Annotated in this window: 24 protein-coding genes; 11 read left to right on the top strand and 13 right to left on the bottom strand. The window is 73.8% G+C overall.

What is annotated here, in order from left to right; genetic code table 11:
• Positions 1-22 precede the first annotated feature (22 nt).
• Positions 23-436, top strand: coding sequence for an acyl-CoA thioesterase (locus CRP30_RS17115; RefSeq protein ID WP_097185378.1), 414 nt, complete (start codon positions 23-25; stop codon positions 434-436).
• 161 nt (positions 437-597) lie between these two features.
• Here CRP30_RS17115 and CRP30_RS17110 read toward each other — a convergent pair whose 3' ends face one another.
• The 6 genes from CRP30_RS17110 to CRP30_RS17085 all read right to left on the bottom strand — a co-directional run bounded on the left by CRP30_RS17110 (position 598) and on the right by CRP30_RS17085 (position 7,792).
• Entirely contained in the window at positions 598-1,194 is a 597-nt protein-coding gene (locus CRP30_RS17110) for a biotin transporter BioY (protein WP_097185202.1), read from the bottom strand.
• Between the two features lie 90 nt (positions 1,195-1,284).
• On the bottom strand, positions 1,285-2,868 hold the full coding sequence (locus tag CRP30_RS17105; RefSeq protein ID WP_200814821.1) for a glycoside hydrolase family 13 protein: 1,584 nt from the start codon (positions 2,866-2,868) through the stop codon (positions 1,285-1,287).
• Positions 2,869-2,907: 39 nt separating this feature from the next.
• On the bottom strand, positions 2,908-3,339 hold the full coding sequence (locus tag CRP30_RS17100; RefSeq protein WP_097185201.1) for a globin: 432 nt from the start codon (positions 3,337-3,339) through the stop codon (positions 2,908-2,910).
• Positions 3,336-4,646: an MFS transporter gene (locus CRP30_RS17095; protein ID WP_097185376.1), complete on the bottom strand. Its 1,311-nt coding sequence runs from the start codon at positions 4,644-4,646 to the stop codon at positions 3,336-3,338. Before CRP30_RS17095 ends, CRP30_RS17100 begins: the two co-directional genes overlap by 4 nt.
• Positions 4,643-5,641 (bottom strand): mechanosensitive ion channel family protein, encoded by a 999-nt coding sequence (locus CRP30_RS17090; RefSeq protein ID WP_097185375.1) that lies wholly within the window; start codon positions 5,639-5,641, stop codon positions 4,643-4,645. The genes CRP30_RS17095 and CRP30_RS17090 overlap by 4 nt, the downstream gene beginning before the upstream one ends.
• 78 nt (positions 5,642-5,719) lie before the next feature.
• The gene (locus CRP30_RS17085; protein ID WP_097185200.1) at positions 5,720-7,792 is read right to left on the bottom strand and encodes a prolyl oligopeptidase family serine peptidase; all 2,073 of its coding nucleotides are present in this window, start codon (positions 7,790-7,792) and stop codon (positions 5,720-5,722) included.
• Positions 7,793-7,980: 188 nt separating this feature from the next.
• Between CRP30_RS17085 and CRP30_RS17080 the strand changes: the two genes are divergently transcribed.
• The 7 genes from CRP30_RS17080 to CRP30_RS17050 all read left to right on the top strand — a co-directional run bounded on the left by CRP30_RS17080 (position 7,981) and on the right by CRP30_RS17050 (position 13,804).
• Entirely contained in the window at positions 7,981-8,520 is a 540-nt protein-coding gene (locus tag CRP30_RS17080) for an HNH endonuclease (RefSeq protein ID WP_235003497.1), read from the top strand.
• Positions 8,521-8,530: 10 nt separating this feature from the next.
• Positions 8,531-9,406: an SCO6745 family protein gene (locus CRP30_RS17075; protein WP_097185199.1), complete on the top strand. Its 876-nt coding sequence runs from the start codon at positions 8,531-8,533 to the stop codon at positions 9,404-9,406.
• A 198-nt stretch (positions 9,407-9,604) separates the two neighbouring features.
• Positions 9,605-10,672: a hypothetical protein gene (locus CRP30_RS17070; RefSeq protein ID WP_097185198.1), complete on the top strand. Its 1,068-nt coding sequence runs from the start codon at positions 9,605-9,607 to the stop codon at positions 10,670-10,672.
• Between the two features lies 1 nt (position 10,673).
• Positions 10,674-11,348 carry a class F sortase gene (locus CRP30_RS17065; RefSeq protein WP_097185197.1) on the top strand — a complete coding sequence of 225 codons (675 nt, stop codon included), beginning with the start codon at positions 10,674-10,676 and terminating at the stop codon, positions 11,346-11,348.
• 32 nt (positions 11,349-11,380) lie between these two features.
• Positions 11,381-12,814, top strand: a complete 1,434-nt coding sequence (locus CRP30_RS17060) for an amidase (protein WP_097185196.1) — start codon at positions 11,381-11,383, stop codon at positions 12,812-12,814.
• A 29-nt stretch (positions 12,815-12,843) separates the two neighbouring features.
• Entirely contained in the window at positions 12,844-13,239 is a 396-nt protein-coding gene (gene ctaJ, locus CRP30_RS17055; protein ID WP_097185195.1) for an aa3-type cytochrome oxidase subunit CtaJ, read from the top strand.
• A 109-nt stretch (positions 13,240-13,348) separates the two neighbouring features.
• Positions 13,349-13,804: a DUF5130 family protein gene (locus tag CRP30_RS17050; protein ID WP_097185194.1), complete on the top strand. Its 456-nt coding sequence runs from the start codon at positions 13,349-13,351 to the stop codon at positions 13,802-13,804.
• A gap of 171 nt (positions 13,805-13,975) precedes the next feature.
• Here the strand turns inward: CRP30_RS17050 and pepN are convergent, their stop codons facing one another.
• A complete protein-coding gene (gene pepN / locus CRP30_RS17045; protein ID WP_097185193.1) occupies positions 13,976-16,528 on the bottom strand; it encodes an aminopeptidase N in 2,553 nt (850 codons plus the stop codon).
• A 142-nt stretch (positions 16,529-16,670) separates the two neighbouring features.
• On the opposite strand from pepN, the gene CRP30_RS17040 reads away from it, so the two are divergent.
• Positions 16,671-17,336 (top strand): mycothiol-dependent nitroreductase Rv2466c family protein, encoded by a 666-nt coding sequence (locus tag CRP30_RS17040; RefSeq protein WP_097185192.1) that lies wholly within the window; start codon positions 16,671-16,673, stop codon positions 17,334-17,336.
• Positions 17,337-17,339: 3 nt separating this feature from the next.
• Here the strand turns inward: CRP30_RS17040 and CRP30_RS17035 are convergent, their stop codons facing one another.
• Entirely contained in the window at positions 17,340-19,028 is a 1,689-nt protein-coding gene (locus CRP30_RS17035; protein ID WP_097185191.1) for an MFS transporter, read from the bottom strand.
• Between the two features lie 224 nt (positions 19,029-19,252).
• Between CRP30_RS17035 and CRP30_RS17030 the strand changes: the two genes are divergently transcribed.
• The gene (locus CRP30_RS17030) at positions 19,253-20,014 is read left to right on the top strand and encodes an SDR family oxidoreductase (protein WP_097185190.1); all 762 of its coding nucleotides are present in this window, start codon (positions 19,253-19,255) and stop codon (positions 20,012-20,014) included.
• A 78-nt stretch (positions 20,015-20,092) separates the two neighbouring features.
• Here CRP30_RS17030 and CRP30_RS17025 read toward each other — a convergent pair whose 3' ends face one another.
• On the bottom strand, positions 20,093-20,758 hold the full coding sequence (locus CRP30_RS17025; RefSeq protein ID WP_097185189.1) for a DUF429 domain-containing protein: 666 nt from the start codon (positions 20,756-20,758) through the stop codon (positions 20,093-20,095).
• A 26-nt stretch (positions 20,759-20,784) separates the two neighbouring features.
• Between CRP30_RS17025 and CRP30_RS17020 the strand changes: the two genes are divergently transcribed.
• The gene (locus CRP30_RS17020; RefSeq protein WP_097185188.1) at positions 20,785-21,276 is read left to right on the top strand and encodes a ribose-5-phosphate isomerase; all 492 of its coding nucleotides are present in this window, start codon (positions 20,785-20,787) and stop codon (positions 21,274-21,276) included.
• Positions 21,277-21,289: 13 nt separating this feature from the next.
• Here CRP30_RS17020 and CRP30_RS17015 read toward each other — a convergent pair whose 3' ends face one another.
• Genes CRP30_RS17015 through CRP30_RS17000 form a run of 4 tightly spaced genes read right to left on the bottom strand, consistent with a single transcriptional unit; the run spans position 21,290 to position 25,185 of the window.
• A complete protein-coding gene (locus CRP30_RS17015; protein WP_097185187.1) occupies positions 21,290-21,898 on the bottom strand; it encodes a maleylpyruvate isomerase N-terminal domain-containing protein in 609 nt (202 codons plus the stop codon).
• Positions 21,899-21,906: 8 nt separating this feature from the next.
• Positions 21,907-23,151, bottom strand: a complete 1,245-nt coding sequence (locus tag CRP30_RS17010; RefSeq protein ID WP_097185186.1) for a GNAT family N-acetyltransferase — start codon at positions 23,149-23,151, stop codon at positions 21,907-21,909.
• Positions 23,152-23,203: 52 nt separating this feature from the next.
• Positions 23,204-23,878, bottom strand: a complete 675-nt coding sequence (locus CRP30_RS17005; protein WP_235003496.1) for a response regulator — start codon at positions 23,876-23,878, stop codon at positions 23,204-23,206.
• Positions 23,869-25,185, bottom strand: coding sequence for a sensor histidine kinase (locus CRP30_RS17000; protein ID WP_235003495.1), 1,317 nt, complete (start codon positions 25,183-25,185; stop codon positions 23,869-23,871). Before CRP30_RS17000 ends, CRP30_RS17005 begins: the two co-directional genes overlap by 10 nt.
• Positions 25,186-25,197 lie beyond the last annotated feature (12 nt).

Genomic DNA, 25,197 nt, shown 5'->3' with positions numbered 1-25,197 from the left:
GGCATGCGGCAGGGTGGCGGCCGTGAGGCACACCGTGCACGTCCCGATGCGCTGGTCGGACATGGACGCCTACCAGCACATCAACAACGTCGCCTTCCTCGGCTACTTCGAGATGGCGCGCGTCAACCTCTTCTTCGAGCACCCCACCCACGACGAGAAGACCGGCATGCGCCGCGGTCTTGTCGTGCACTCGCACGAGATCACCTACAAGCGGTCGGTGCTCTACGACGCCGACCCGCTGGAGATCCAGGTCTGGGTGTCGACCATCCGCGCGGCGTCCTTCACCTGCCACTACGAGCTGTTCGACCACGGCCGGCTGGCCGTCACGGGCAGCACAGTCCTCGTGCCGTTCGACTTCGCGCTCGAGCGGCCGCGGCGGATCACGCCGGACGAGAAGGCATTCCTGCTCCGCTACGCCGACGAGCCCGCCGCCTGAGCAGGGCTTCGCGGCCCATGATCACCTTTGCCCCCGGAGGCCTTCCTCGTCGATGAAGCCCCCGCTGGGACAGTGCTGATCACCGGGACCGACGAGGCAGGCCCGCGAACGCAGCGACCCCCCGACGCAGGGGCATCGGGGGGTCGCTGAGCGGGTGAGGATCAGGCGCGGCGGGTGAGCTTCCACGCCGTGCCGAGCACCGCTGCAGCCACTGCAGCCTTCACGAGCCCACCCAGGATGAACGGGTAGAAGCCGGCGTCCAGCGCCTGGCTCGCCGAGAGGCCCGCGCTGAGCGCCAGCCACGGGACGCCCACCGCGAAGATGACCGCCTGGCCGGCGACGAACAGCGGGACGGACTTCAGCGGGTTGCGGTCCGCGCCGTGCTTGGCCGCCAGCCCGATGAGGAACGCCGCCGGGATGAAGCCCACGACGTATCCACCGGTGGCACCGAGGACGACGTCGATGCCGCCGCTGGCCTCCGAGTAGAAGGGCAGCCCCACCAGCGCGGCCAGGATGTAGACGACCTGCACGGCGACGCCGCGGGCCGGGCCCAGCGCGGCGGCGGTGAGCACCACCGCGAGCGTCTGCCCGGTGATCGGCACCGGTGACCCTGGGACCGGCACCGCCACCTGGGCGAGCAGGGCGGTGACGAGCACGCCGAGCGCCACGAGGCCGGCGTTGCGGGCCCGGACGGCGGGGACGAGGTCGGCGAGAACGAGCGGCCGCGACGGCAGCGCGGGCAGGGAAGCGGTGGCCACGGATCCTCCAGGAACGACTGGTCGGCGCAGCGCGCCGCTGATCACCGGAGAGTCTGCACTACCGCCCGAGCCGACACGGGAGGAGCCCGGTCAGGCCGTCAGCCACACCGCGGCGTCGGTGGGCAGGTGCCCGTCACCGACGTCCGCACTGGCCAGCAGCACCCGTCCCTCCGGCAGCGGCACCGCGGCGGCGGAGAGGTTCACCAGGCAGACCAGGCCGTCCGGACGGCGGAACGCCAGGCAGCCGTCGGGTGCGGGCAGCCACTCCAGCTTCTCGCCGCCGAAGGCATCCGCCGATCTGCGCAGAGCCAGCGCGCTCCGGTACAGCCACTGTATCGACGTCGGGTCGGCGGCCTGGGCCTCGGCGGTCAGGTCACCCCAGCCCTCCGGCATGGGCAGCCAGGTGTCGGCGCGGCTGGAGAAGCCGTACGACGGCTCGGTGCCCGACCACGGCACGGGGATCCGGCAGGCGTCGCGACCCCGCTCGGTGTGGCCGGACCGCTCCCAGATCGGGTCCTGCAGCGCCTCGTCCGGGAGATCGACGTCGGGCATCCCGAGCTCGTCGCCGTTGTAGAGGTAGGCCGCCCCGGGGAGCGCCAGTTGCAGCAGCGCGGCGGCGCGGGCACGCCGCAGGCCCCGCTCGCCGCCGCCGTAGCGGGTCACGTGCCGTGGACGGTCGTGGTTCGACAGCACCCAGCACGCCGGGGCGGGCGTCCCCTCGACCGTCGCGAGCGAGTGCTCGACGGCCAGGCGCAGCGCGTCTGCATCCCAGTCCGCCGTGAGCAGCTTGAAGTTGAACGCCATCTGCAGCTCGTCCGCGCGGATGTACCGGGCCAGCCGGTCGTCGTCGGCCAGCCAGACCTCGCCGACCGCCATGGTCCCGGGGTACTGGTCCAGCACCGACCGGATGCGCCGGTGCATGAGGTGCACGTCGTCGTGGTCGAAGCGGTGGTCGCCGGGGGCATGGTCGGCGAGCAGCCCGGTGTTCTCCAGCGGGACCATGTCCGGCAGCCCGTCGGGCTTGGCCATGCCGTGCGCGACGTCGATCCGGAAACCGTCGACGCCACGGTCCAGCCAGAACCGCATCGTCTCCTCGAGGTCGGCGACCACCTCGGGGTGGGTGAAGTCCAGGTCGGGCTGCTCGGGCGCGAAGAGGTGCAGGTACCACTGGCCGTCCGGGACCCGCGTCCACGCAGGTCCGCCGAACACCGAGGGCCAGTTGTTGGGCGGCTCGGCGCCGTCCGGGCCGGTGCCGTCGCGGAAGAGGTAGCGGGCGCGCTCCGGCGAGCCCGGCCCCGCCACCAGGGCCGCCCGGAACCACTCGTGGTGGTGCGAGCTGTGGTTGGGCACCAGGTCGATCGTCACCCGGATGCCGAGCGCGTGGGCCTCGGCGAGCAGCGCGTCGAACTCGGCGAGGTCGCCGAACACCGGCTCGACGTCGCGCGGGTCCGCCACGTCGTAGCCGTGGTCGGCCATCGGCGACGGATAGAACGGCGTGATCCAGAGGGCGTCCACGCCGAGGTCGGCGAGGTAGCCCAGGCGGCTGCGGATGCCGGCGAGGTCGCCGACGCCGTCACCGTTCCCGTCGGCGAAGCTGCGGACGTAGATCTGGTAGAACACCGCGTCCCTCCACCAGTCGGCGGAGGGGGAGAGGACGGTCGGGTCCGGGTGCACCGGGCTCCTCAGGGTCGGAAGTGGTGCAGGGGGCCTGGCTCAGGGCGAGAGGTCGCCGCCGGCGTCGTCGGGGAACCGGTTCTGCATGCTGCGCGCTGCCATCTCCAGGTAACCCCACAACGTGGCGTCCTGCTCGGGCGTCAGCCCGAGCGAGTCCACGGCCGCCCGCATGTGCGTCAGCCACGCGTCCCGCTCGGCCGGGCCGATGGCGAAAGGCGCGTGCCGCATGCGCAGCCGGGGGTGCCCGCGCTGCTGCGAGTACGTGGTCGGGCCGCCCCAGTACTGCTCCAGGAACGCCCGGAGCCGGACCTCGGCGCCCTCCCAGTCGTCCTGGGGGTACAGCGGCGCGAGCACCGGATCGGTCCGCACGGCGGCGTAGAAGTGGGCGGTCAGCTTCGTGAAGGTCGCGGCGCCGCCGACCTCGTCGTAGAAGGTGCGCGCCGAGGGCAGGGACCTGCTCGACTCGCTCATGCCCCCGATGGTCCCTCACCGGACCCGGCCGCCGCCACGGCGCCCTGGGTCCGCAGGTAGGCGAGCAGCGGGGGAGCCACCGCGAGCAGGCCGATGCCACCCGACAGGGCGAGCACCCAGCTGGCCGACACCCCCTCGGCGCCGAGGCCGGCGCCCAGGGCTCCCAGCGCCTGCACCCCGTAGAGCCCGCTCACCGCGACACCGAACGCCCGGCCGCGGTAGGCGTTCGGCACCGCCCGGACGAAGGACACGTTGAGCGGGATCAGCCACGACGCACCGAGCCCCGACACGAACATCAGCGCGACGACGACGGCGAACGGGAGCCGGCCGGGCCCGGTGAGGACGGCCACCAGCCCCGCTGCCAGCAGGGGCGTCAGGGAGAGCGCGACCAGTGGGGCGACGAGGCGTTCCCGGCGGTCGGGGGGCACCAGCCGGGCGATGACGAGACCACCGAGGGCCACGCCCAGGGGGTTGGCGGCCAGCAGGATCCCGATCGCCGCCGTGGACCCCGAGCCCAGCTCCTCGACCAGCGGTGCGGCCACGCCCTCGGAGGCGTAGGCGAACATCGTCCCGACCCAGAGCACGCCGATGATGGCCAGCAGGCGCGGCGAGCGGCGGATGAACTGCAGGCCGGACGCCGTGTCCCGCCACAGCGAGCCGGGCCCGTCCGCGGCGGCCGGCGCGGGCCGCCGCTCCAGCCCGGCCCACAGCCACGTCGCGGACACCGCGAACGTGAGGGCGTCGATGAGCAGGGCCGCGGACGGGCTGAGCAGGGCGACCAGCGCACCGGCGCCCAGGAACCCGACGACCTGCGCGAGCTGCAGGGTGATGTTGGTCAGGGAGTTGGCGACGGCGTAGCGGTCTCCGTCGAGCACCTCGGCCATGAGGGCGGACCGGGCCGACTCGAATGGGGGCGCGCAGAGGGACACGAGGAAGAGCAGGCCGAGCAGCACCGGCAACGGCGTCCCCGGGATCGCCATCCCCGCGAGGACGACGGCCCGCGCGACGTCGGTGGCGATCAGCACCCGGTGCCGCGGCAGGCGGTCGGCGAAGGTCGCCAGGAAGGGACCGCCCAGCAGCCACGGCAGGTGCCCGATCGCGAAGGTCAGCGCCGACAGCAGCGGGGACGACGTCCGCTGGTAGACCAGCACGGTGAGGGCCACGCGGGCCAGCTCGTCGCCGGCCGTGGAGAGCAGGAACGTCCCGAACAGCGGCCGGAACTCACGGACGGCGAAGACCTCCCGGAAGGTCGCCTGCCGTTCGGGGGCGCCGGTCGAGGTGCCCTCCTCCGGCGCGGGCGCGCTCAGCGGGCCCCCGTCGCGGCGCTGGTCAGCAGCGGCAGCGGGGTGCGGATGCCCTCGGCGACGAAGCGCTCCTTGAGCCGCATCCGCAGCTCGCGGCCGACCTGCCACTGGTCGGCGTTGGTGCTGCGCACCTGCAGACGCAGGAAGACGCCCTCGGAGGTGATCTGCTCGACGCCCAGCGACTCGGGCTCGGCGAGCAGCACCTCCGCCCACTCCTCCTCGGCGTACATCGCGTCGGCCACCTCCTGCATGACCGTGCGGGCCCGCTCGAGGTCGGTGTCGTGGGCCACCGGCATGTCGATGACCACCTGGGCGTAGCCCTGGCTCTTGTTGCCCACGCGCAGGACCTCGCCGTTGCGGACATACCAGACGACGCCGTTCACGTCGCGCAACCGCGTGATCCGCAGCCCCACCGCCTCGACGGTCCCGCTGGCCTCCCCGAGGTCGACGACGTCACCGACCCCGTACTGGTCCTCGAGGATGATCCCGATCCCGGCGATGAAGTCCTTGATGAGGTTCTGCGCGCCGAAACCCAGGGCGACGCCGACCACGCCGGCGCTGGCGACGATCGGGGCCAGGTTGATGCCCAGCTCGCCGAGCACGAGGACGACGGCGATCCCGAGGATGACGATGGAGGCGAAGCTGCGCAGCACCGAGCCGATCGCCTCCGCGCGCTGTGTTCGGCGCTCGGTGATCTGGCCGTCGGGGTCGTTCTGCACCACGCGGTTGCGCAGCGGCCGCAGGATGGTCGGCACCGCGCCGGTCGCGGTCCGGTCGGTGAGCCGCCGGATGGCCCGGTGGGCGAGCGCACGGGCGACGCCGGCCACCACGACGACGAGCACGATGCGCGCCGGCGTCGCGACCAGGACCTGGGCGTTCTCCGCCAACCAGTCCAGGCCGAACCAGTCGTAGAGCTTCTGGCAGAGCCAGTAGTCGGCGCAGTCGGGCATGCCGGAGGACGCGTCGTCCGCAGCCAGCACCGTTAGTGATCGGCTCATCACCGGAAATCCTTCCAGGTGACGGGTCGCGTGTCAGTGAGGTGGGCCTCGCGTCCTCGCGGTGGGCCGGTCGCCGTCCTAGCGATGCGCCAGGCCGGTGTGCCGGGCCAGGAACGCGAGCTGGTCGGCGGCCAGACCTACCGTCCGGCTCACCGCCCGCGCGCCGTGCCCCACGGACGTCTCCCGGCGCAGCACGATCGGCGCTTCCGCCGTCGTGGCGTGCTGCAGGGCCGCGGCCAGCTTGCGGCCGTGCAGCGGGTGCACCCGGGTGTCGGACTCGAAGGTCGTGATCAGGACCGCCGGGTACGCCGTCCCCTCGCGGACCGCGTGGTACGGCGAGTAGCCGAGCAACCAGCCGAGCTCGGTCGGGTCGTCGGCGGTGCCGTACTCGTCGTTCCAGGTGCGGCCCAGGCCGAAGAGCTCGTACCGGACCATGTCCAGCAGCGGGGCGCTGCAGACGACGGCGGCGGCGAGTTCCGGGCGTTGGGTCAGGGACGCGCCCACGAGCAAGCCGCCGTTGGAGCCGCCGAAGATGCCCAGCTGCTCGTGCGTCGTCCAGCCGTCGGCGACCAGGTGCTCGGCCGCGGCCGCGAAGTCGTCGAACACGTTCTGCTTGCGCTCGCGCATGCCGGCGCGGTGCCACTCCTCGCCGTGCTCCGAGCCGCCGCGCAGGTTGGCCACGGCCCAGACGCCGCCGGCGGACACCCAGGACAGCGCCTGGGCGCTGTAGGCGGGGGTCACCGAGACGTTGAAGCCGCCGTAGCCGTAGAGGACGGTCGGCCGGGGCGTGTCCGGCGAGCCGTTCGCGGAGAGGACGAACAGGTGCACCGGCGTGCCGTCGGCCGACGTCGCGTGCGTCTCGACGACGGTCAGCTCGGGCACGTCACCGGCGACGGCGGCCTGCTCCCAGCTCTCCAGGGTCGTCGGCGAGCCGGCGTCCCAGCGCAGCACGGACGGTGGCGTCGCGTAGTCGGTGTAGCCGACCCAGGCGGTTCCGCCGCCCTCCGGGGGCGAGCTGACGCCGGAGATGCTGCCGGCGCCGAGGCCCTCGACGTCGGCCAACCGGCCGGAGCCGTCCGCGGCCCACACCGACAGGCGGTCGGTCGCGTCGACGGCGTGCACGGCGAGGACCTGGAGGGAGCCGTCCGGTGCGTCGACCAGGGCGATGTCGGAGAGGACGGCCTCCGGGCTCTGCGGGACGACGTCCCGCCAGGCCTCGGGTGCCCAGGTGGCGGGGTCCGCGGGGTCGGCGACGGCGAGCCGCCATCGCGGGGTGCCCCGATCGGACATCAGCCAGAGCCGGCCGTCGCGGGCGACGAAGGCAGCGGTCTGCGCGTCGACCCCCACCTGGAACTCGCGCAGCTCACCCGTGCCGGCGAGGTCGGCGATCCACACGTCGTCGCGAGGAGCCGTCCCGGCGGCGCCCGACACCACCAGCCAGCGGCCGTCGCGGCTGGTGTGCACGCCGAAGTAGGTGGTGGGGTCGCTGCCCTCGCCGTGCACCAGCTGGTCGTCGTCGGCTGGCGTGCCGACACGGTGGCGCCAGACGCGGCGGTGGAACTGGTCCTCACCGGCGGGGACCTGGTCGGGGGCGAGCCGGCGCACGTAGAACAGCTCCTCGCCGCCGGGCAGCCAGGCGACGGGGGAGTAGCGGCACCGGTCGATCGGGCCGTCCAGCGGCTCGCCGGTCGTCACGTCGAGGACGTGGAGCTTCGACTCCTCGTCCCCGCCGGTGGACAGCTGGTAGGCCAGCCGGTCGCCCTCCCACGAGGGCGACCAGGCGTCGAGCGTCGTCGTCCCGGCCGGGTCGAGCGCCATCGGGTCGACCAGGACCCGGACGGTGCCGTCGGGCTCGCGCACCCGGAGCACGGCGTGCTCCTGGCCGGGGTCGCGGCGGGTCGAGAACGCCCGCCCGCCGCGCCAGACGGGAACGCCGACGGCGCCTGACCGGACGAGCCGTTCCAGGCGGGCGGCGAAGTCCGGGCGCATGGGCAGCGCGGACAGGAGCTCACCGGCCAGCGCGTCCTGCGCCTCGCTCCAGCCCCTGGTGCGGGGGTCGGCGTCGTCCTCGAGCCAGCGGTAGGGGTCGGCGACGCGGTGTCCGTGCAGGTCCTCGACGAGGTCGAGCCGGGGGGCCTCGGGGTAGCGCATCGCACCCACGGTAATGGCCGGACGTTTTCCCACTACGCCGATCGGGCCGGCGCAGGTCAGAATGGGGCTGCCCGCGGGTCTCGGAGCCACCGGCGGTCCGGGGCGACCGGAGGTGAGCCGTGCCGCGTGCCGCGTCCGGGTCGACGTCGGTGGGTCACCCAGGCCCCCGCCGCGACCCACACCGTTCCTTGCTGCAGCCTGTCACGTCACCGGGCACCACCCACGCGACGCTGCTGCTCAACGCCACGTACGAGCCGCTGTGCGTGGTGTCCAGCCGGCGGGCCATCGTGCTGGTCCTGGCGGAGAAGGCCGAGCCGGTCGACTCCGCGGCGGACGTGGTGCACGCCGAGCGGGTGAGCCTGCCCGTGCCGGTCGTCGTCCGGCTGACCCGGTACGTGCGGGTGCCGTACCCCGCCTCCGTGCCGCTCTCGCGCCGGGCGGTCTTCACCCGCGACGGGCAGACCTGCGTCTACTGTGGGGGGTCGGCCACGAGCATCGACCACGTCGTCCCGCGCAGCCGGGGCGGGACGCACACCTGGGACAACGTCGTCGCCGCCTGCCGCCGCTGCAACCACACCAAGGCCGACCGGTCGCTGGCCGAACTGGGGTGGGCGCTGCCGCACCCACCGCGCACGCCCAGCGGTGCCGCCTGGCGGCTGCTGGGCACCCGCTCGGTCGACCCGCGGTGGCGGGACTGGCTCGGCGTGCCCGAGAGCGTGAGCGCATGAGGAAGGACCGGTGAGCTCACCCGGGACCGCACGGAGGTTGTGGGCGCTGGCCGAGCCCTTCCACGCGCTCACCTACTTCGCGCAGGAGTGCCGCGACGCCGCCGAGCGGGCCGGGTTGCACGGCTTCTGGAACGGCTACTTCGCGCTCCGGGCCGCTCCGCTCGGGGCGGTGGGCCCCGAGGTCGTGACGGCGCTGTTCTTCAACTTCGAGCCCGACTTCGTCGCCCGGCGGGTGCCGGCGATCTGGGACCTCACGTCGCCCTCAGCCGCACTGGAGGCGCGCCTCGCGGGGATCGACGGAGCCGTGCGGCGGGTGCTCGGGGACGACGTCGTCGGCTCGCCCGAGCTCGCCGAGGCGGCGGACCTCGCCGCGACGGCAGCGGCGGCCGTCGACCAGCCCGGTCGGCCGATGGCCGCGGCGAACACCGGAGTCCCGGTGCCCGCCGAACCGCACCTGCGGCTGTGGCAGTCGCTCACCACGCTGCGCGAGCACCGCGGGGACGGGCACGTCGTGGCGCTGGTGCAGCGGGAGGTCGACGGCGTCACCTCGCACGTCCTCGCGGCGGCCGCCGGCCGGTCGGACCGCGAGTGGCTGATGCGCGCCCGCGGCTGGGACGACGCCGCGTGGGACGACGCCGAAGCGCGGCTGGTCGACCGGCGCTGGATGGACGAGGGCGAGCTGACCGCCGAGGGCCTGGCGATGGTGGCAGCCATCGAGGCCGACACCGACCGGCTGGCGCTGCGCCCGTGGCAGGCGCTGGGTGACGCCGGCTGCGACCGCCTCGCCGGACTGCTCACCCCGCTCCGCCGGGCCGTGGTCGCGGCGGGGGACTGGCCCACCGGCAACCCGATCGGTGTCCCCGAGCCGGACGGATCGCACGCCTGACAGTCCCGAACCGGGAGGCATGGCAACTCTCGCTGTGACGGCCGCCATCTCGGACGACTGCCTTGTTGCCCCTTCATGACGATTGTCGCCACGACGGGCGACACGCGTTCGAGAACTCCGCCGATCAGCATCCGGAATGGCAGCGTTCACGACTGGTCGGCGCGGTCAGCGCGCCTGTTCCGGAAGGCACCGCACCGCATGAGCATCCGTCCTGCCCGCCGGGCCCTCGCCGTCCGAGCCGGCGGCGTTCTCCTGGCCTCACTGATCCCCCTCGCCGCATGGGTTCCCGCGGCCCAGGCCGCGCCCGCGGCGACGATCGTGCTGGACCCCGGCGATGATTCCGGTCCCGGGATCGGCGTCCGGCCGATCGAGAACCTCGGACCGTTGGACGTCACCGCCTTCGGCAGCGAGCCGGTCACGCCGGTGGATGCCGGGTGGTCGGGCTCGGTGACCGTCGAGCTCCCCGCGGTGATCGACGGAGCGGTGACGCAGGCGCAGCTGTTCCTCTACCCGACGCTGGACGCCGCCACCGCGCCGCTGGAAGACGACACCCCGACGCGGGTGTACGACAGCGAGAGCACGGTGCCGGCTGACCAGCTCACCTTCACGGACCTGGGCTCCAACCGGTTCCAGGTCGACATCCCGGCAGACGACACGGTCAACGGGCCCTACGGCAGGCTCCTGCTCAAGCCGCTCTCCTCGACGATCGGTGTGCTGGGGAGCGGGTCCCAGAGCTACGTGTTCGACCTCGCCGCGGGCGTGTCCGCCGTGACCGTGACCCCGCAGACCGTCCTCTCGGACTACCAGGACGCCACGGTCGACGCGGGTGACACCGTCGAGGTGGTCCTGCCGGCGGACTCGCTGTACTCCACGTTCGGGTTCACCAGCCTCACGCCGAGCGCCTTCGCCCTGCTGCCCGCCGACGGGTCCCTCATCCCCACGGCGCCGAGCGGTACCGCGCTCACCGGGTCGTACTCGGGCGACGGCCGGTCCGCCTCGCTGGTGATCCCCGCCGGGACGGCGGCGGGGAAGTACCTGCTGGCGATCACGCTCGGCAACGGCACGGATCCGGTGGTGTCGCGCACGTTCGTCCGCACCACGGTGACGACGCCGTCCAACGACGGACTGACGTCGAACACCGGGTGGACCGAGCCGGCGGGGGACGAGGGTGCCTCCCCGCTGGTGCCGATCGGCGCCGGGATGGTGCTCGTGGCGGGGATCGGTGCCGCCGCGGTGCTCCGGCGGCGGACCTCGCACCAGGAGTGACGTGCGTCTGACCCGACGCGCGGCGGCCCTCACCGGGGCCGCCGCGCTGGGGCTCTCCGGCCTGCTCGTCCTCGGCATCGGTCTCTCGGCCGGTGGTGCGGCCGCTCCGCGACCGCCGGCTCCCGCCGCGTCGCCGTCCGTGCCGCGGACGACCGCCGCACCGGCACCGGAAGCGGCCCCCGAACCGGAGCCGACGCCCACGCCGACGGCTCGCTACACGCCGTCGTCGGCCACGCGGCTGGTGATCCCGTCGGTGGACCTGGACCTGCCGCTGCTGAGCCTGACCCCACGGCGCGGCGTGATCGACCCCCCGCTGCTCACCGCCGGCTACTGGATCGAGCCGTACGGAGCGCCGGTGGCATCGGCCGGCGAGGCGACGAACACCCTCTACGTCGCCGCGCATTCGGCGGGCTCCGGGGACGACGGCTTCGATCCGCTGCTCACCGCGGACCACGAGGGTGCCGCGATCGCGGCGGGGGACACCGTCGAGGTGCGCACGCCCGGGGGTGAGGTGACCTACACCGTGGAACGGGTCGAGCGATACGGCAAGAACGCCTTGGCCGATGCCGCGGAGGTGTGGGTGGCGGTGCCCGGGCGGCTGGTGCTCATCACCTGCTTCCAGCGCTCCGACGGCCGCAACGCCACGGAGAACCTGGTGGTGTTCGCCCGGTCCTGAGCTCCGGATGCGGACGGTCTAGCGTCCCGCCCGTGACCCAGCTGCACGACCTGACCGCGCTCGAGCAGGCCGCGGCCGTCCGGTCCGGCGAGGCGAGCCCGACCGATCTGGTCCGGCACGCGCTGGACCGCATCGAGGAGCTCGACGCCGGGCTCGGTGCCTTCCTCACCGTCACGCCCGAGCGGGCGCTCGCGGCCGCACGCCGGGCCGAGGACCTGGTCCGATCCGGCGGAGAGCTGCCCCCGCTGCTCGGCGTCCCGACGGCGATCAAGGACCTGAACAACACCGCCGGCGTCCGGACGACGTTCGGCTCCGCGACCATGGCCGACGTCGTCCCGGACGTGGACGACGCCGTCGTCACCAAGCTGGCCGCGGCCGGGACGATCAGCCTCGGCAAGACCAACACCCCGGAGTTCGGCTTCCCCTGCTACACCGACAACGAGCTGGCCGGGCCCGCGCGCTGCCCGTGGGATCCCTCGCGGCTGGCCGGTGGCTCGAGCGGAGGCGCGGCGGTGGCGGTCGCCGCCGGGATGGTGCCCTTCGCGCAGGGCAGCGACGGCGGAGGCTCGATCCGCATCCCCGCGAGCGTCAACGGGATCTACGGCATCAAGCCGAGCCGTGGCCGGGTGAGCAACGCGCCCTACGGCAGTGAGATCACCGGGCTGGGGACGAACGGGCCGCTGGCCCGCACCGTGCGCGACGCCGCCGCGATGCTCGACGCCATGGCCGGCCCTGTCCTCGGCGACCCCGCGTGGGCGCCACCGCTGCCCGCGGGGGAGACCTTCCTCGGTTCCGCCGACCGCGCGCCGGGGCGGCTGCGGATCGGACGGTGGCTCCAGTCGCCGATGCCCGACGTCGACCTGGACCCGGAGGTCCGGACGGCGTTCGAGGACGCCTCGGCCCTGCTCGAGGGTCTCGGGCACGAGGTGGAGGACGTGCCGGCCGGCCTCCTCGGCCCCGACGTGCTGCCGTCCTTCGAGCGGGTGTGGGCCCTGAGCGGCACGCTGCTGCCCGTGCCGCCCCGCCGGGTCGCCGAGCTCCGGCCGCTCACCCGGTGGCTCCGCGAACGGGGGCTGGCGTTGTCGGCCCAGGAAGCCATGGAGGCGATGACGGCGCTGCGGCTCTTCTCCCGCCGCTTCCTGCTCGCAACCGCGGACTACGACGTGCTCCTCGCGCCGGTCTGCACCATGACCCCGCGCCCGATCGGCTGGTTCGGCGCCGACGGCGACGCCGCCGCGGACTTCGAGCGGCAGAAGCGCTACGCCGCGTTCACGGCCCTGTTCAACGTCACGGGGCAGCCTGCCGTCAGCGTTCCGCTGCACTGGACCGAGGACGAACTGCCCGTCGGGAGCATGCTCGTCGGGCGCCCTGCGGACGAGGCGACGCTGATCGCGCTGTCCGCGCAGCTGGAGGTGGCGCGGCCGTGGGCGGACCGCCACCCCGCGGCGTGGGAGCAGACCGGCTGAACGGGGGCGGTGCCGGTAAGTTGTCGCCCGTGAACACCGTCGAGGTCCTCCTCATTCTCGTCGGCATCCCGCTGGCCGTCATCGTGGTGCTGGCGCTGCTGACCCTCCCCGGCGGGCGCAAGCGCACCCGCTACAAGCCCGGCCAGCCGTGGGACCACGCGCCGGTCTGGTACGAGCCGCACCCCGAGGGTGGCGGCGGCGGGCACGGGCCCGGCCCGGGGAGCGGCGCGGCCGCGGTGGGCGGCGGCTCGACGAACGCCCTGGGCTCGTCGATGTACCCGGAGCAGCCCGAGGAGCGGAACACCGACTCGGCGTCCGGCGGGACCTCCCACGGCGACTCGTCCCATGGCGCTCCGGCCCACGGAGCCTCCGCTGCGCGCCCGGTGAACGCCGGGCCGCTCGGCGGAGCGCGGGGCACCTGGTGACCACGATGGCCCACGAGACGGTGGCCCACGAGACGGTGGCCCACGAGACGAACGCCCGCGAGACGAACGCCCGCGGGACGACCACCCGCGAGACGACCGGAGGACGGCGATGACCAGCTCACTCGAGGTCGAGTCGCACGACACGGCCACCAAGGACACTGCCGCCGCGCGCACCGACGAGGGCGCCCCGGACGAGCTCTTCACCTTCCAGGAGCTCGCGCGGCTGGACGAGGCGCTGACCATGTCCTCCCGCGAGACCGGCCTGCGGTTCACGCTCTACATCGGTGACCTGGGCCCGCGCACCCGGGTCCAGGCCGAGGACCTGCACGCGCGCTCCGGCTCCCACCCGACCGACGCGGTGCTGATCGCAATCTCACCCGGGCAGAAGGTCGTCGAGGTCGTCACCGGCGCCGGCGCGAGCCGACGGCTGCCCGACCGCGCCTGCGCGCTCGCCGTGCTGTCGATGACGACGTCGTTCGCCAACGGCGACCTCATCGGCGGCATCATCAACGGCCTTCGCCAGCTGTCGGACCAGGCCGGTCACCCGGCGACCCACCGCCACTAGAACACCGCGGTCCTCCGGACCGCACCGCGGCCATGTGCCGTCCCGCCCGGCGCTGAGCCGCTGCCCATGTCCCTATCGGGAGGCCTCCGGCCCCCGCGATCGGTCCACGGCGCTAGGTCCAGTGCACGACGGAAGCCCGTTCCCGGTCGGGAACGGGCTTTCGTCGTCGCCCTAGAGGTTCGCGTCCCCGTCCCGCTCGCGTGCGCGCAGGGCCCGGGCGATCCCGTCGCGGCCCTCGGAGACCAGCCGGCGCAGCGGTGCCGGCTGCTCCGTGTCGGCCAGCCAGGCGTCGGCGGCGGCGATGGTGCGGGGCTCGACGACCGGCGGGAACAGGTACTGCACCGCGTTCTTCGCGATCTCCCCCGGGCGGCGGGTCCACAGCGGACCGATCTCGGCGAAGTACCGGTCCACGTAACCGCTGGTCAGCTCGCGCTGGGCGGGGTGCCAGAAGCCCTGCAGGATCGCCTCGTGGACGGCGTTGGGCACGTCCTCGTCGTGGAAGGCCCGCTGCCAGGTCTCCTCCTTCGACTCCGCGGTCGGGCGCAGGGCGCGCAGGGTGGCGGCCCGGCGGGCACCGGTGGCCGTGGCGTCCCGCGCGGCCTCGGCGTCGATCTCGGCGTCACCGGCCGCACCGATCGCGACCAGGCCGGACAGGAAGGCCCAACGCGCGTCGGCGTCGACCTCCAGGCCCTCCACCGTCCGGGACCCGGCCAGGAGCTGCCGCAGCACCTCCGCGTGCTCGTCGGTGCGCGCCGCGCTCGCCAGCGTGCGCGACCACTGGAGCTGCGCGTCGCTGCCGGCGGGTGCCGTCTCCAGCGCGCCCATGGCGTGGTCGGCGAGCGCAGCCCAGCCGGTGGGCGCCCACGTGGGGTCGGCGTAGGAGGAGAGGGCGGTCTGCACGCGGGCGAGCAGCGCCTGCACGACGCTGATCTCGGACTCGGCGTCCACCCCGGCGAGCACCAGCTGCACCCAATCGCGAGCAGGCAGTTCGGCGTCCCGGGTCATGTCCCAGGCCGCCGACCAGCACAGCGCGCGGGCCAGCGGGTCGGGCATGGCGCCGATGCGCGTGCGCAGCGTGCCCAGTGACCGCTCGTCCAGCCGCAGCTTGGCGTACGTCAGGTCGTCGTCGTTGACCAGCACCAGGTCCGCCGCGGGGTGCCCCACCAGGTCCGGGACCTCGGTACGCGCGCCCGCGACGTCCAGCTCGACGCGGTCGCTGCGGGTGAGGCCCTGGGGCCCCTCGCTGTAGAGACCCACGGCCAGCCGGTGGTTGCGCAGCACCGGGTGCTCCGCGACCGCGGTCTGCTCGATGGCGAAGCTCGCGTACCGGCCGTCGTTGGTCAGCTCGAAGACCGGGCGCAGGGTGTTCACCTGGCTGGTCCGGAGCCACTGCTCGACCCACTCGGAGAGGTCGCGGCCCGAGCTCTCCTCCAGCGGCGCGAGCAGGTCGGCCAGGGTGGTGTTGCCGAACTCGTGCTTGCGGAAGTAGCGGCGCACGCCGGCGAGGAACTCCTCCCGGCCGACGTAGGCGACCAGCTGCTTGAGCACCGAGGCGCCCTTGGCGTACGTGATGCCGTCGAAGTTCACCTCGACCGCCGCGACGTCGGGGATGTCGGCGGCGATGGGGTGCGTGGAGGGCAGCTGGTCCTGCGCGTAGGCCCAGGCCTTCTCCGTGTTGGCGAACGTCGTCCAGGCGGTCGTGTACTCCGTCGCCTCCGCCTGGCAGAGGGTGCTGATGTAGGTCGCGAACGACTCGTTGAGCCAGAGGTCGTCCCACCAGCGCATCGTCACGAGGTCGCCGAACCACATGTGGCCCAGCTCGTGCAGGATCGTCTCCGCGCGGCGCTCGTAGCGGGCACGGGTGGCCTTCGACCGGAAGACGTAGTCCTCCAGGAACGTCACCGCGCCGGCGTTCTCCATGGCCCCGGCGTTGAACTCCGGCACGAAGAGCTGGTCGTACTTGTCGAACGGGTACGGGTAGTCGAAGACCCGGTGGTAGAAGTCGAAGCCCTGCTTGGTCACGCGGAAGAGCTCGTCGGCGTCGAGGAACTTGGCCAGCGAGGCGCGGCAGTACAGCCCCAGCGGGATGCCCTCGTGCGAGTCGGTGACCTTGGCGTACGGCCCGGCGATCAGGGCGACGAGGTAGGTCGAGATGCGCTTCGTCGGCTCGAAGTGGGCCAACTGGGAGCCGGCGGGTCCGGCCTCGATGGTGCGGCCGCCGGTGTTGGAGACGACCTGCCAGTCGAACGGCGCCACGACGTGCATCGTGAAGGTGGCCTTGAGGTCGGGCTGGTCGAAGCAGGCGAACATCCGCTTGGCGTCGGCCGGCTCGAACTGCGTGTAGAGGTAGACCTGACCGTCCTCGGGGTCCGCGAATCGGTGCAGGCCCTCGCCGGTGTTGGAGTACCGGCAGTCGGCGACGACCTCGAGGGTGTTCTGCTCGGCCAGGCCGGGCAGCGGCAGGCCGCCGTCCTCGGTGTAGGTGCTGACGTCGAGCTCGACGCCGTTGAGCGTGGCGGAGTGCACCGTCTCGGCGACGAGGTCGATGAACGTGTCGGCGCCGGCCTCGCGGGCGGTGAACTCGACGGTCGTGACGGAGCGGAAGGTGCGCTCGCCCGGGTGCCCGTCGCCGTCGGTGACGTCGAGCTGGAGGTCGTAGCTCTGCACGGCGAGGAGCTCGGCGCGGGCAGCGGCATCGGTGCGGGTCAGGTTGGGTGCAGCCACACTGGCCAGCTTCCCATGCCCCGGGGACACGGTCCGCGCCGCGCCGGTGGCCCCGGCGACGGGAACAAGTCGCCGTCGATCCGGTTGTCCATCCCCAGCGGGTCCGGCACGAGCGGCGGGCCGACGATATCGAGGAGCACCCATGACCGAGGCAGTGCAGAGCGCGCCCACCAGCGCACGCGTCGACTTCTGGTTCGACCCGCTGTGCCCGTGGGCCTGGCTGACCAGCCGCTGGGTGCTGGAGGCGGCCAAGGTGCGCGACATCGACCTGCACTGGCACGTCATGTCCCTCGCCGTCCTGAACCGCGGCCGGGACCTGCCCGAGGACTACCGCGCGATGATGGACCAGGCGTGGGGCCCGGTCCGGGTCGCGATCGCGGCTGCCCAGAAGCACGGCGACGAGGTCCTCGGCGACCTCTACACCGCCATGGGCACCCTCCGGCACCACGAGAAGCTGGAGCTGGACGAGCTGATCGCCCCCGCCCTCGAGCGGGTGGGGCTCCCGGCGGAGCTCGCCGAGGCCGCCACCTCCACCGAGTACGACGAGGAGCTGGAGAAGAGCCACCACGCGGGCATGGACCCGGTCGGAGACGACGTCGGCACCCCCGTCATGCACATCGACGGCGTGGCGTTCTTCGGTCCGGTGATCAGCAAGGTGCCCACCGGTGAGGACGCCGGCAAGGCCTTCGACGGCGCCGTCCTGCTGGCCAACCTGCCCGACTTCTGGGAGCTCAAGCGCACCCGGCTCTCCGGCCCCGACATGGACTCCGTCCCGGCCGACGCCCTGGAGCTCACCGGTCGCAACTGACGCTCAGGTGACGCGGCGCCCCTCCGGGGCGTCGCTCCCCGAGGCGGCCGGGTCGTCTGCCGGGGACCCCGCCTGGGGCGGGATCTCCGGTGCCTCGCCCACGCCCGCGCCCTCGGACAGAGCCGCCGCCTGGCCCGGCGTGACGTCGGTGGCCAGGTCTTCGTGCCTGATGCTCAGGCCGACGACGATCACGACGGTGACGGCGGCCATCATCCAGATGGCGACCATGAATGCCTGCGACGTCCCGTGGGCCTGCGCCTCGAGAGCGGCCTCCGGCCCAGGAGGGCCGGCCGCCGCGAGCTGGGCGAAGCGCTCGCTGATGCCGTTGGCGAAGACGGTGCCGAGGACGGCGATGCCGACGGCGCCACCCACCTGCTGGACCGTGTTCAGGACGGCCGAGCCCACGCCGGCGTCACCGGCGTCGACGCGGCTCACGGCCGTCAGGGTGAGGGGCACGAACAGCAGCCCCATGCCGACCGCCTGGACGACGATCCAGGGCAGCAGGTCGGTGGCGTACCCGGCGTCGGCGTCCATCCGGCTGTAGCCCCACATCGCCAGGACCGACAGCCCCCCACCCGCGCCGGCGATCCAGCGGGGGTCCACCCGCGAAGCGAGCGTCGAGGCGATCTGCGCGGCGACGACGATGCCGACGGTGAACGGCAGGAAGGCGATGCCGGCCTCGAGCGGGCTGTAGCCGAGCACCTGCTGCACGAACAGCGACACGAACAGGAACATCGAGAAGATCGCCGCGCCGATGACCAGCATGACCGCGAAGCTCACCGCCCTCGTCCGGTCCGCGATCACCCTCATCGGCAGCAGCGCGTGCGGGGAGCGGGCCTCGACGAGGAAGAAGGCCACGAGCAGCACGACCCCCACGACGATCGGTCCGTAGACCAGGGTGTCGGACCACTCCTGGGGCAGCCCGGTGTCGGCGTCGGTCTGCGCCTTCCGGTTGAAGCCGTAGACGATCGCGGCGAGGCCGATGGTCCCGGTGAGGGCGCCGGGCAGGTCCCAGCGGCCGGGCTGCGGCGCGGACTCCGCGAGGAAGCGCGGCGCCATGAAGGCCACGATCAGCCCGATCGGCACGTTGATGAGCATCGTCCAGCGCCAGGAGGCCTCGGTCAGCGCGCCGCCGAGGATCAGCCCGACGGCGGCACCGGCACCCGACATCGCCGCGTAGACGGCGAACGCCCGGTTGCGCGGCGGGCCCGCCGGGAACGTGGTGGTGATCAGCGCCAGGGCGGTCGGCGACGCAGCCGCAGCGCCGGCGCCCTGCAGGGCGCGGGCCGCCAGCAGCTGCCACTGCTCCTGGGCCACGCCCGCGAGCAGCGACCCCAGGGCGAAGAGCAGCACGCCGGCGAAGAAGACCTTGCGACGGCCGATCAGGTCGCCGAGCCGCCCGCCGAGCAGCAGCAGGCCTCCGAAGGCGATCGCGTAGGCCGTCACCACCCAGGTGAGGTCGGCGTCGCTGATGGCGAGCTCCTCCTGGATGCGGGGGAGCGCGATGTTCACGACGGACCCGTCGAGCACCACCATGAGCTGCACGGTGCTGATCAGGACGAGCGCGACCCACAGCGGCCGCCCGCCAGGGCCGGTTCGCCGCTCCTCCACCGGCGCGGCTGCGCGGCCGTCCGACGACGCGGGGTCCACGGGATGCCGCGGACCGGGTACGGGTGGGCGACCGGTGGCCATGCTGTGTCCCTCCGAGCGGATGACCCCGTGCTTGCGCTGCCACGCAGAGCCCGAGCGGCGCCCCGGCCCTGAGACCGCGCGGGACGCTAGTCATGGAGACGCCGCAGCGGTCCTCTTCGTGACATGGCGGTGCGCCGGCTCCCGGCGCGTGGTGCTGGCCCGCGACTGCCCGGTCACGAGGGGTCCGCACGCGCAGGGCCGGAAGCCCCGGGCATGCTGTCGCGATGCCCACCCCCACCCGTCAGCGCATCCTCATCACCGGCGCCAGCTCCGGCCTCGGCGAGGGCATGGCCCGCCGGTTCGCCGCGCAGGGTCGCGACCTCGCGCTGGTGGCCCGCCGCACCGACCTCCTCGAGGTACTGAAGGAGGAGCTGCTCCGCGCGCACCCGGCGATCCGGGTGGAGGTCGCGGCCCTGGACGTCGACGACCCGGAGTCGGTCGCGACCGTCGTCCCCGACCTGGTCGGACGGCTGGGCGGCCTCGACCGATTCATCGTGAACGCCGGCATCGGCAAGGGCGCCTCGATAGGCACGGGCGGGGCGGCGGCCAACCGCGCCGTCCTGCACACCAACGTCCTCGGGGCGCACGCCCAGTGCGAGGCGGCCATGGAGGTGTTCCGCGCCCAGGGAGCGGGGCACCTGGTGCTCATCTCGTCGGTCGCCTCGGTCCGGGGGATGCCCGGCACCCGGACGGCGTACGGCGCCAGCAAGGCCGCGGTCAACGCGCTCGCCGAAGGCATCCGGTCCGACGTCTGGGGCGCCGGCATCGCCGTGACGACGATCCTGCCCGGCTACATCGCCACGGACATCAACGTCGGTCGCCGGGGGCCGATGACCGTGGACCTGGACACGGGGGTCGACGCGCTGGTGGCCGCGATCGAGCGGGAGCCCGTCAAGGCATACGTGCCAGGCTGGCCCTGGACCCCGGTCGCGCGCCTGCTGCGGGTGCTCCCGTTGTCGGTGGTCCGCCGGCTCACCGGATCGTGAGGGACTTCTTTCCGTATTCCGAGGCCCGGTCCGGAGGCTCGCCGCGAGCTTGCGAGCGGTGAGAGGGACGGGGTCCTTTCAGAAGGAGATCCGCATCGGCCGGCCTCGGCTGTCGACGGCGCCGTCCCCGAGGCACTCGCCCCGGCCCTCGGCCAGCCGGGCGGCCGACCACGCGGCGGCGCAGGCATCCAGTGCGTCGACCATGGGCACGAGCGGCGGGGCGTCGGGCAGCGCCTGCTCGACGTCCATCGCGCCGCGCAGCGCGGTCAGCCGCTGCATCGTGCCGCGGGCGGTGACCTTGGGGTCGGACACCCGCAGATCCATCCGCCGGAAGGCCAGCTCCGGATGCACCTCGACCACCCGCTCGGACGGGGGATCGCCCAGCGCGTCGTCCAGGGACCGGATGGCCGGCACGAGGTTCCAGGCCTGCTTCGACAGCGCCTTGCCCGAGGCCTCGACCGAGATCCGGCACGCCTCCAGGTAGTCCTCCGCCGCGAGCACCTGCCGCAGGGGAGCGGGGAAGACGGAGCTGCCCGCCCGGCCGAGCCGCTTGCGCGCAGCGACGTCGCAGGCGCGGACGCCGTCCTCCGACAGCCCGATCGGCATGTCGATGGCGATCACGTCGACGTCGGGGACGGCGAGCGCTGCGGTCACGTCCTCCAGCACCAGGAGCCGCACCGACCTGCCCTCCAACAGCGCTCCCACCCAGCGTCCCCGCCAGCCGTCGACCCCGAGAACCGCCACGCGGTCAGCCTGTCAAACTGCTCGCCATGCGCGTCTTCGTCGGAACCGATCACGCCGGCCTCGAGTTCAAGGAGCACCTGAAGCAGGCGCTCACCGAGGCCGGCCACGAGCCCGTCGACTGCGGCGCCTTCGAGTACGACGCGCAGGACGACTACCCTCCGTTCTGCTTCGAGGTGGGGGAGCGGACGGTCACCGAGCCCGGCTCCTTGGGCGTCGTCATCGGCGGCTCGGGCAACGGCGAGCAGATCGCGGCGAACAAGGTGCCCGGCGTCCGCGCCGCGCTCGTCTGGAACACCTCCACCGCCCAGCTGGCCCGCCAGCACAACGACGCCAACGTCGTCTCGATCGGGGCCCGGCAGCACAGTCCGGAGGAGGCGACCGAGCTGGTGCTCGAGTTCCTCCGCACCGACTTCAGCGGGGACGAGCGGCACGTCCGCCGGATCGGGCTGGTCAGCGACTACGAGCGCGACCGCCACCGTCCCTCGGGCGGTCTGCCCACGCGCCCCGACCACCCCTGATCGGGCCGGCGCGTCAGAGCACGGAGAAGTCGGACGTCGGGCGGCCGGTCGCGGCGAGGAGCAGCGGACCGGCCCGGCCCCCGGCGACGGCGAGGTCGGTGACGAGGCGCAGGGATGCCGTCGCGGCCGTCGCCGGGACGTCCAGCGGCCGGCCGAGCGCGGTCGCGAGGTCGGCGGTGTGCACTGCCAGCTCGAAGGTGCGCGTCGGGAGGTAGTCGGCCAGGCGCATCCCGCCGGCGATCGTCGTCAGCAGCTCGGTGCCGTCCGTGGAGCCGACGAGCGCGAGCACCCGCGCGGCGATGCCGGCCACCGCGGCCGCCGGGTCTGCGCCCAGCGCGGCTCCGGCCTCCCGCCCGCGTTCCGCGACGGCCGCTCCCGCCGCCAACGCGCTGGTGACGCGGTAGTACTCCACGGCCGAGCCGACCTCGACGGTCCCGGCCGGGCGGCCCAGGTACGCCTCGACGGTGAGCAGCGACCGGCTGGTGTGGCCGACCAGAGCGCGGACGTCCCACTCTCCGAGCCCGGGCCGCTCCCACCGGCTGCCCACCTGTGCGGCCGTCTCGACGAACCACTGCGCCGCGTCGTCGAACGCCCGGCGCGCGTCGTCCCACTCCGCCGACACCCGACCTCCTAGAAGTCGTCCGGGCACCATGGGGTGACCGGCCAGCCGAACGCCGTCGACGCGTTCGTCACCGCACCCGGGCTGATCTCGGTGACCCGGCCGGCGGCCTGCAGCGTGGCCAGCGAGGTGCCTCCCAGGTACGCCGCCGACAGCGCCTCGATGCCGAGCACGATGTCGGGATCGCGGTCGGTGCGGTCGCAGAAGGCGCCCGACGGATGGCCCCAGACGTGCCAGCGCCCGTCGTTCCACGGGCAGAACGGGTCGCGGACCTCGAGGACGAGGTCGATGCGGGCGGGGTAGCGCCGGGCCGACAGCGCCCGCCCGACGTCGACCAGCCGGACCCACAGGGCGTCGAGGGCCGGACCGGTGAGCGCCCGTGGATCGGTGATCAGGTGGCGGACCGGGTCGTCGGGGGAGGCCCGCTTCACCTGCACCGTGCTCACCAGGTCGATGGAGAGCAGCACCTTCCACAGCGAGGCGTAGGCCGGGGTGCTGGTGGCGCGCACGTCCTCCACGACGAGGGTGCCGTCGGGCTGGTCGGTGTCGCTCCACCGCGACTTCACGCGGTACGCGGCGTAGCCGCTCACCGTGCCGTCCGCCTCGGTGTGCAGCAGGTACCGGCGGGCGGTCGCCCCGTGCCGCTCCGCCGGGTCGTCACGGAGCAGCCGGTCCCACCAGCGACCGTCCCGGTCCATGTTGCCGGGCACGAACCGGCGAACCGCGTCGTGCACGGCGCCCGCGGCGGGGCGGAACGCCGAGTCCTCGACGATGTCCACCCGGCCGGTGCCCAGGTCGACGTCGGGCCGCAGCCGCAGCCGGTGGGTGGGCCCGGAGAGCTCGGCGCGGGTGGTCGCCGGGCCGTAGCCGAACCGGCCGTAGATCGGCGCCTCCGACGCCCACAGGGCGGCCACCGGTTCGCGCTCCTGCTCGTGCAGCTCGGTGAGCTGGCGGCGCATCATCGCGGTGAGCACGCCGCGACGGCGGTGCGTCGGGGCGACGGTCACCCAGGTGACGGCGGCACAGGGAACGACGGCCCCCGGCACGCTCAGGGTGCGGCTGTAGATGCCCGACGTGGCCACGAGCCGGCCGTCGTCCCACAACCCGAGCGACCGGTCCAGCTCGGCGGTGGGGGGCGGGCTGTCGAGGTACGGGCCGCTCGGGGTGTCGCCGAAGGCCCCGACCATGGTGTTCAGCCAGCCGGGCCACTCCTCGGCGGTCGCGGGTCGGAGCTGGTCGTAGAGGTCGTCGGCCACGGGACGTGTCTACCGGGCGGGTCCGACGGTCCGCCATCGAGTTCCGGCGTGGTCAGCCGCGCAGGTAGGCGAGCGTCGCCATCACGCGCCGGTGCTGGTCGTCGTCCTGGGCCAGGCCGAGCTTGGCGAAGATGTGCTGGGTGTGCTTCTCCACCGCCCCGGGCGTGACGACGAGGAGGCGGGCGATCGCGCCGTTCGAGTGGCCCTCGGCGATGAGCCCGAGCACCTCCCGCTCGCGGGGCGTGAGCCGGCGGACCGGGTCGTCGGCGCGGCGCCGGGCGAACAGCTGAGCGACGACCTGCGGGTCGAGCACGGTGCCGCCGCCGACCACGTCCTGGAGTGCCTCGAGGAACGTGTCCACGTCGGCGACGCGGTCCTTGAGCAGGTAGCCGACGCCGCCCGCGCCGTCGGCGAGCAGTTCGTCGGCGTAGGCGACCTCGACGTACTGGGAGAGCACCAGGACCGCCGTCCCGGGCACCTGCTGGCGGGCCTCGACCGCCGCGCGCAGCCCCTCGTCGGTGTGCGACGGGGGCATCCGGACGTCGACCACGGCGACGTCCGGGCGGTGCTCGCGCACCGCCCGGACCAGCGAGGGGCCGTCCCCGACGGCGGCGACCACCTCCGTGCCGGCCTCCTCCAGCAGCCGGACCAGGCCCTCCCGCAGGAGCACCGAGTCCTCCGCCAGTACGACGCGCATGGGACCGGACCCGCCCTGGGTCACGCGCACGGCAGCTCCGCCACCAGCTTCGTCGGTCCACCGCGCGGGCTCTCTACGGACAGGACGCCGTCCACGGCCTGCAGCCGGTCGGCCAGCCCGGCGAGGCCGTGCCCGGGGGCCAGCACGGCACCGCCCACGCCGTCGTCCTCGACGACGACGTGCAGCCGGTCGCCGGTGCGGACGACCGCGACCCGGCAGGCGGTGGCGTCGCTGTGCTTCGCGACGTTGGCCAGCGCCTCGCTGACCACGAAGTAGGCGGTGTTCTCGGTGACCGGTGCCAGGCGTTCCTCAGGCAGGTCGACGGCCAGGTCGACGGCGACGGGGGAGCGGGCGGCGACGGCGGCCAGGGCGGCCGCCAGGCCACGGTCGGCCAGCACCGGGGGAGCGATCCCGCGGGACAGCGCGCGCAGGTCCTCGAGGGTCTCGCGGGCCAGGCCGGCCGCCTCGCCGAGGGCCTCGCGGGCGGCGTTCGGGTCGCGCTCCAGCGTCCGCTGGGCACGGGCGAGGTCCATGTTCAGCCGCACCAGCTGCTGCTGCGGTCCGTCGTGGATGTCGCGCTCCAGCCGGCGCAGGGCCACGGCCTCGGCGGCCACCGCGGCGTCCCGGCCCTGGGCGAGGCGGCCGATCTCGGCCTGCGCGGCGGCGCGGGAGGTCAGCATGACCCGGCCCAGCTGGGCCTGGAGCAGCGCGACCGCGCGGACGGCGAAGGGCAGCAGGACGGCAAAGACGACGCCGATGGCCGTGTAGAGGGCGATCCGGGTCCAGGCGGAGCTCTCGATGCCGACGAGCTCGAGGAGGTCCATGTTGTCCGGATCCGTCGACGCGTCGGGCAGCGCCCAGTCCCAGGCGGCGTAGGTGAGGCCGGCGAGCGCGATCGACCAGAACGTCACGGTGACGACGAAGGAGGCGATCGCCACGGGGAACCGGACGATCGCGTGCAGGGCGTCCAGCCAGGTCTGCGGGTCGCGCAGCGGGGTGAGCAGCTTGCGCGTCGCGCTCCCCTCGGGCGTCCGGTAGGCCGGCTGGGGGACCGGGCGGTCCAGGACCGACGGCAGCCAGGCGCGCTCCACGACGGCGAAGCCGCGGGCGGCGACGAGCGTCGCGGCGAGGACGGCGACGCCGACCCAGACGACCAGCAGCCCGGCACCCACGGCCAGGCCGGTGACGACGACGACGAAGGCGGCGATCGCCACCGGGAAGCCGGTCAGCGTGTACCCGGTGTCCACCCCGAGCTGGCGCAGGAGACCGGTCCGCCGCCGGGGAGGGGGCTCGGCCGGGAAGGACATCGTGGGGAGCACGTCGGTGTCGGTGGTCATGTCGTCGAGCCT

The sequence above is a fragment of the Blastococcus haudaquaticus genome (assembly GCF_900230285.1).
Taxonomy (GTDB): Bacteria; Actinomycetota; Actinomycetes; order Mycobacteriales; family Geodermatophilaceae; genus Blastococcus_B; species Blastococcus_B haudaquaticus.
The sequence above is the reverse complement of the archived record's forward strand: the minus strand, read 5'-3'. Positions and strand labels throughout refer to the sequence as shown.